Here is a 6,377-nt window from a genome sequence, read left to right as displayed (position 1 = left end):
CGGGAGGGCGGGCAGGCCCAGCTGGGCCTGCCGTTCCTTCTCTTTCTGCTTTTCCTCCGGCGTTTTGGGCTTGGGGAGAGCATAATGATTGCCCCAGTTTTCCGCATAGTCCTTCAGCGTGCCCAGCCGCTTGAGGGTCTTTTTATCGGAACGATTTCCGATTTGGCAGAGCAGTTCATAGGCATCCTTCTTGAAGTCCAGTAGATCATACACATCCACCAGCACTTCCTTGGCCTGCTGATCCTCACTCTGCTCAAGTTCTTCCTTGAAGGTATATAGAGCGCGGACACTGTCCGGACCTTCATTGGTCGCAACAAACTGTTTTTTTAGTTCGATATAGGTTTTTTGATATTCTGTCATTGGTCGCACCTCCCATCAATCCCACCAGAAATACCAGACGGTGGACTGCCACAGGACAGCTGCCAAGGAGCCAATGCTTCCATCCTCATTCTGATCCAGATCTGGGCAGAAACCATATTGCTCCACAGCCACCTCCATAGCTCTTTCCTTGGAAATCGGAGTTGGAAGTTCAAACTCCAATTCATCGTGGCTCATGGCGGCAGGGATGGCACCATGTTGCTCGAACCAGTATTTCGCCACTGCCATCAGGTCCGGTGTGTCGGGACACTCATTCCAATTTCCAAAGGGCAGGTAGGCGAAGATCTCCCAGGGGTTCTTTACCGGAATTTTAGCCAGAATGAGCGGATATGTCATTCCGGTATCATCGTTCCAATAGTTTGCGAAGCGGTCGTTGGGTTCTCCGCCCTCCATCTCGCCCAGGACTTCCTCATCCCAGTCCAGATCATCGTCCTCGGCTTCTTCCTTGCGCTGACCGGTCAATTCCTCCAAAATCGCCTTTCCGTCCTTGATGGGAGCGGAGAGCATCTTCTTTCGATACTCCTCCACGGTTTTGAGGTCAAATTCATAGAAGTCCGCATCATGCTCCGGGTCAGCGTTCATCACCAGACACTCCAACTGCGTTTCATCATCCGCCTGGATAAGTACGGGAACAAAGCCCTCCCGTACCCCCAGCCGCCGGGCGTAGCTGTATGCTGACATGATGGGATCATCATCTGCCATAGACGGGAAATAGGTACACTCACAGTCCAGATACTCCATAATGGCCTGCGCCACCTCGGAAGGCTCCAGCGTATCCTCGTCAAAGTCCTGTCCCTGCCAGTTGGTGAAGCGTTCCTCAATTACCTCTGCCATAGCCTGATAGTAGTCCTCGTCAAAGGGGATGAATAAGTATGCCTCCTGTTGAAATTCATTGGAGTGGTATCGGGACGGACCAAAATATTTCAGGGCATAGTCATCAATGTCGGCAGGATAATAGGGCGCATCAATTTCTCCATAGTAATAATGGGCAAAGGCACGGCCTTTCTGATTGAACAGAGCCGAGAATAGACAGCCGAACAGCTCCTCCCGGATGAATGTTCGTAGGTCTGTGTTGCCTGGATCGGCTTTGACCTGATTTACCACTTCGCCATGCTCCGCCAGGAATTTCCCGCCCATCAGGTCATGCTCCATGCACCAGCGCAAATAAATCGCCATGTGGTTGTAGGCGTTGATGGGGTCAATGGGAAGCTCCTTCTCCTCAAGGTTCTCAATATGATAGGAAACATCATCCATTCCTATGCTGTCATCGTCATCCTCCGGATCTCCCTTTATAGGCTCGTAACCGATCTTCAGGGTCATCTGTTCCTCTGGCAGAGAGACACCGGGGCTGCGGGTGATGGTGTGCTTATCGTCCGCAGAAAAACCGATGGTCTCGCCGTCTTGCAGCGTCACATCACACGCCAGCACATAGGAGGCAAGGCTTGCCAAAAAGTCCCGTAGTTCCTCCGGCTCAGCGTCGGTGTTCAACACCTCCATTTCCTCCTTGCCAAACACATCCATGCCGTAGGTGTAGCCGTTTAGGCCCCCCTCGCTCCGGTACAGGCCGAACCAAACCCAGTTGAAGATGGGCAGTTCGTCCTTTTTGAGCATATCGGCAAGGCCCTCATAGAAACGAGGCTCAAATACCACGCCGCTGGTGTAGACACCGGTGGCGTATTTCTGCTTGCAGCACACTGCCATCGCCTTGGTGAACAGCTTACCTCGTTCCAGCAGTTTTTCCTCCTCGCCCAACACAGCCACCATGATATGGGCCTTGTGCGCTTTGGCCACTTCTACGGCCTCTGGCCACATATAGTTGTTTTCGGCGTTGATCTCTGCTTCATTGTCCGGGATGTGACCGTGGAATAGTGTCACAATCAGCATCATATTGCCGACCCGCATTACCACAGCGTCATCGCTGTTCTCAACATCTTCGTCGCCCTCATCCGGCTCCTCATCTACGATACCCCATTCTTCCCGCAGATCTCGAATCAACTGCTCCTTGTCCCACTCTGCTTTGGAGAGGAGCACAGATCCGGCAAAGGAACCCTTATGGTCGGTTTCCTCCTCGTCGGCGTCATCTTCAAGATCCTCTGCATCTTCATCCGGATCATAGAGGGATTCATGCTCCAGTCCGCGGATAAATTCCTCAAAGCTGTCTGCCAGATGGGTAATTTTATAGTCATTTTCCTGATCCACATGGACTACCGCAGGCTCTCCCTGAGGGCCGCAAGCCCGGTAGTCCAGGAAAATCATATCGTGTCCGGCGCTTGGACAGTCGCAGATGGCCACACCGATGGCAGGATACTCCCACTCAGCGATCATAAACTGGCTGCCAAGCTCTCCACAGAGGGAGCAGCTCTTTTCCCGTCCGATTCCGAAAATGCCGGTGATGGCCACATGATCATCTGACCAACAGGTAGGCTCATCGCAGGGATAGCAGGTGTTCACCGGAATGCCGCCGTTGTGCTGCTTCATCAGCCAGATGTAGGCGGCGGGCAGCTTGTAGCCCAGTTCCTCCTCCACGCTGGCAATCAGCTCATCGGAAGGCGGATCACTGACATATTCTTTCAGTGCATACCAATTATCATCCCAGAAGTTGGTGAGGTCGAAACCCTCAAATGGGGTATCACCGGGCACGAATTTGGCCTTCTTCTTCCGGCTGCGCTGGCGTTTCCGGATCTCCGCCTTACACTCCCGAATTACCGCCGGGGCATTTTCATCCTCCGGGTCCAGCTCTGCCCACCGCTGGGCGTAGGGAATGGCCTTTTCCTCCTGACCATAGAGATACTGATAGCCGTAGGCCATCCGCATATTCCACTCCGCCTTGTCCTGACCTTCCTCCCGGACGGACTCCAGCACCTCAATGGCCCTCTGGAGGGCTTTGTCTCTCTTGAATTTCAAAGTACCCTCATCATGGTCCCCGATGATGGCGTAGTTCTCCAGCGCCCGTGCCAGGGCGTAGGCGGTGCGATAGTTCCTCCAGTCCTCTGGGATGGCATTGAGTGCCTGGATGCAGCGGGTGTACTCGTCCTCGTCGTTCCACTGCTCCAGCTGAGCGAAGAATGCTTCGGCGTCCTGTTGGGTATAAGGAATATAGTCCATGCCCGTAAGCGTTTCATCCAACTCGTCATCCTGATTTTCAGTTTCTGTCCCATCATCTTGTTGCTTTAGAGGTACAGAACCGGCTTCACGGCGGAAGGTGTGGAAGATGGCCCATGGGATATCCGTGCCTTCAAAGAACTCTTTCGCCATGTTCAGCGCCTCTCGGATGTCCCAGGCGATGAAGTCCACATAGCCACAGTAGAGGCCGGTGGCCCCGCCGATGAGGGCGAGCATCTCCGATCCGTCCACGGTGGTGAACAATTCCTCCAGCTTGTCCCGGAAGTCGAAAATCTTTTCCGATCCTTCCTCCTCCCGCAAGGTATCCAGGGGATAGCAGAAAAAGCCCGCTACCGCTCCGTCGGCATGGAGATCGTCCATAAAGTCGTTGTCGGCATTCAGATAGCCGTTGATGAGCGGCACACAGCAGGTGGAACCGGCCATTACATCCAGCCGCCAATCGGCGTTGGGGTCTTCATTGGGTTTCATTTCGTAGCCAAGATAGCTCTCCAGATAGGCCTCCGGATCGGTGGAGAGCTCCAGGCCCTGCTCCCGCAGTTTGTCGGGCAGCTGGGACAGGAGGAAGGACGGCTCTGCCTTGGGTTCCTCCAGCACATCAAAACTGTCTATGTATCTCATGTGGGGGATCTCGCCCAGTATCTGATCGGTGAGGGTGGTGAGCATCCACCAGACTCGGCCTTCCGCCTCCCGGAGCATAGGCAGCAGCTTTTCACAGTAGGCGGAGATGTTGAAACTGTTTTCGCCCTGTTCCTCCAGCCAGATCTGCACATCCTCACCGGAGATGTCCCAGCTGTCGTCGGTACGCAGGCCGATATTCTGGGAGGGCTGACGGCCCACAAGGATGTTCCAGTGCTCCAGCACCTCCTTTGGGGCGTGTTTCTGGAAGTAGACCAGCTCAAACAGCTTGACCTTATTACCCTCCGGGGTGAGGATCAGCTCATGCTTTTCGCCATTGAAGCCCAGCTCGAAGGAAATTTCATCAAAAACCAGATTCAGGGTGTCCTCCATTTGGGCCACGAGTTCTGCGCCGCGGGTATGATCTTTGTCCTCATCCATCATCTGGCGCAATTCTGCTTCCATCTCGGCAAAGGTTTCCCACCAGTTCTCTGTCCGCTCTCGGAAGCACTCCCAGAACTGCGGCAGAGAAATACCCTGCTTGCACCGGTCGATAAACTCTTTGGTGTCATCGTCACCAGGGCGGACTTCCAATGCCTTTTCAAAATATCGCAGAGCCCGGCCCTCCTGATCCAGATAAAAGTAGGAGTAACCCATGCGGAAGTTCCAGTAATAATCGTCCTCGAAGTATTCCTCATGGGGCTTTAGCAGAGCGAGGGCCTTTTTGAGCATTTCTTTGCAAGTTGGCTTATGTGGGTCTGCCAGATTGTTATAGGCACGGGCTAACTCACTGTCCATCTCAGGGGTACGCTCCTCGGCGGGGATGGCCTCCAGCGCATCAATAATTTTATGTTGTTTGCTCTCCTCATGCCACTTCTGGCACTGCTTCAAAATGTCCATATCAGGGTCCTCCTCGTCCTCATCCGGTTTCCAGTCTTTGATCTGCTGGAACACACCGTTCTCATCCCGCTCAAAGGCGCAGGGGGCGGGGGTGTTCAGCAGAGAAATGATGTCGGGATCGTCGTTGCAAATTGTGTTCAGCTTGTAAATCCCGGCATTGTTGGGGTCGTCCATGTACTCATCGCTCTCGTCACCGGCAGTGAAGCGCCAGCCGCTGTCCCAGTTACCGTCTGGAATCTCACGATAGCAGTAACCCACCTTGCGGCCCTCTACTGTGATGCGGTTGGTGGCGATGCAGCCATCGGCACCCTTCCAGTCAGGGAGCAGAGATTTCACATCCTCCGCTTTCACATGGTAGTCCCGGTTGCGGCCAGCGGCCTCGTACAGTTCCTTCCGCAGCGCCTCCACATGATGTGCCATCTCCTGAATCTCCTCGTCGTCCATCATTTCATGGAGGTCATAGGTCAGGGGGGATTGGGCAAAGTCCGCCAGGGCCTTGTCCATGGCCTCGTGCTCCTCCGGCGTAGCAGTGATGCGGATACGGCGGATGGGGGTGTTGTACTCGTCCAGATCCTGAAGGTTTACACTGCCACTGACGCTGCACTCCAGCAGGATGGCGGCCAGGTCGGTGACCACATCAATGGCGAAGTGGAAGTCCATTTCCACGCCATCGGAATGTGTAAACTCCAGGTACTCCACGGTTTGGCGAAAGTCCCAGTTCTGCTTGTCCAGACCGATCTTGGCGAAAATCTCGCTGAGGGGGATCTCCTCCTTTTTCTGATCCTCTAAAAATGCCACAAGGTTCAGACTGTCATCGGAACCGCCAATAAAGTTGCCCCAGTATTTTTTGATATACATTTGTCGTGCCTCCTGTTCTGAATCCAGTCGATCAATGAGCTGATTCAAGTGTTCCAACCACGCAGGAGCGATCTCACCGCTATCCTCGTTCTTCCAAAGATCCATAATCTCACGGATGCCGTCCTCGTCCGGCACCTCGTTTTTGATGTCGGTGAGCTGCCGCAGCAGGAAAGCAAGTGCTTCTTTGGATGCTGTGAAACCGGTGACTTTATCCCATATAGCTTCTTCATGATCGTAGTCCAGCTTGCCGTTATCCTTCCATTGAAAATACAGCTCCGCCAGAGCCATCGCAGTATTGTCAAAGAGAAAGTCGATTTGTGAGAAGTCAGATCCCAGCATGACTTCCTCTTTCATCAGTTCAATCATCTCGCCCAGATCCATTACCGGATGCTCCGGTACATATTCATTTTTGAGGATGTCCAGTACATCCAGCCCTTCGTCACGCTCTAATGCTTTTATACCCCATGCTCCCATGTCGGCACCTCTCTTTCTTTATTTCGTAT

General features: G+C 53.6%; 1 protein-coding gene and 1 pseudogene. Both read right to left on the bottom strand.

Annotation, left to right across the window (positions count from 1 at the left end):
* A pseudogene (locus DWV16_RS19600) lies at positions 1–360 on the bottom strand (hypothetical protein); the annotation flags it as partial.
* 15 nt (positions 361–375) lie between these two features.
* Positions 376–6,348, bottom strand: a complete 5,973-nt coding sequence (locus DWV16_RS10125; RefSeq protein WP_118479055.1) for a DUF2185 domain-containing protein — start codon at positions 6,346–6,348, stop codon at positions 376–378.
* Positions 6,349–6,377: the final 29 nt, after the last annotated feature.

The sequence above is a fragment of the Anaerotruncus sp. AF02-27 genome (assembly GCF_003465835.1).
Classification (GTDB): Bacteria; Bacillota; Clostridia; order Oscillospirales; family Ruminococcaceae; genus Anaerotruncus; species Anaerotruncus rubiinfantis.
The sequence above is the reverse complement of the archived record's forward strand: the minus strand, read 5'-3'. Positions and strand labels throughout refer to the sequence as shown.